Source organism: Bacillus sp. ISO11, from assembly GCF_003458115.1.
In the GTDB taxonomy this organism is placed as follows: domain Bacteria; phylum Bacillota; class Bacilli; order Bacillales; family Bacillaceae_G; genus Bacillus_A; species Bacillus_A cereus.
Genome location: NZ_QXCO01000088.1, coordinates 1 through 1,169, shown reverse-complemented (window position 1 = coordinate 1,169; position 1,169 = coordinate 1). Strand labels below are relative to the sequence as shown.

Here is a 1,169-nt window from a genome sequence, read left to right as displayed (position 1 = left end):
TGGTATTATCCCCTATAGGTAGACAGTAAAAAAAGAGTCCATCTGATATGATGGACTCAATACTGTTTTATCTGGAGGGGATTTTTTTATGGCAAGAAAAGGACAATCATTTCAAAAATATACAGAAGAACTAAAGCGAGAAGCAGTTCGTCTTCGATTAGAAGAGAGAAAATCATTGCGAGAAATTCGTGAACAACTCGGTGTGAAGAGCGATGCCCAGATTATTGAGTGGGTAAAACGTGCGCAACAAGGGGAGTCCTTTGATGATCAACGTGGTGTCTGGAATCGAAAGAATTTTAATAGTCTAGAAGAAGAAAATGCTTATTTGAAGGCACAGGTTGAGTATTTAAAAAAGCGCAATCCAAATCTACACGGGAAGGAATGGTCCTAAAGAAAGAACGATTTTCTCTTATCGATTCATTACGCCAAGCCTATCCACTCCGATGGTTGCTTCAAATCGCGGAAGTTTCTAAGGCTGGCTACTATAAATGGCGGAAATATCATAACGTGCAGCGTTTACGTCAGAAAAGGGATATGTGGCATAAAGAACATATTTTATCTATTCATCGTCAGCACCCTTACTATGGGTATAAACGTATGACTCGTGCTTTGGCTCGAGAAGGAATGGTAATGAATCATAAACGTGTTCGTCGTCTTATGAGAGAGCTGGGTATTCAATCTATCATTCGAAAAAAACGTCCGTTTTATGGAAGAAAAACATCTGTGGTATTTAAAAATCATTTGAATCGAGAGTTTCAAGCTGAAAAGCAAAATCAAAAATTCGTAACAGATATTACTTATGTACGAATCGGAGAACAATTTGCCTATTTGTCAGCTGTGTTAGATTTATACAACAATGAAATTGTTGCCTGGAAGCTATCTTCAAGAAATGATTTAGATTTGGTTTTAACTACATTACGTCAATTAGAAGGGAAGTCATTAACTACTAAGCCCCTTTTCCATTCAGATCAAGGGTTTCAATATACATCTAAATCCTACGCAAAACAGTTAGAGAAATTAGGATTTGTCGGTAGTCATTCTAGACGTGGAAACTGTTTTGATAATGCGTGTATCGAATCATTCTTCTCACATTTAAAAACAGAGAAGTTGTATTTAGTGTGCCCAAAAACATATGAAATGGCCTACCGAGCAATTCAAGAATATATTCA

The 1,169-nt window shown here is 36.9% G+C and carries 1 protein-coding gene; it reads left to right on the top strand.

What is annotated here, in order from left to right:
* Positions 1-88: 88 nt before the first annotated feature.
* A protein-coding gene (locus D1166_RS30900; RefSeq protein WP_087942841.1) for an IS3-like element ISBth8 family transposase occupies positions 89-1,169 on the top strand; the annotation gives its coding sequence in 2 pieces (ribosomal slippage) (positions 89-347 and positions 347-1,169; 1,082 coding nt annotated over the 2 pieces). This gene is flagged as partial in the annotation.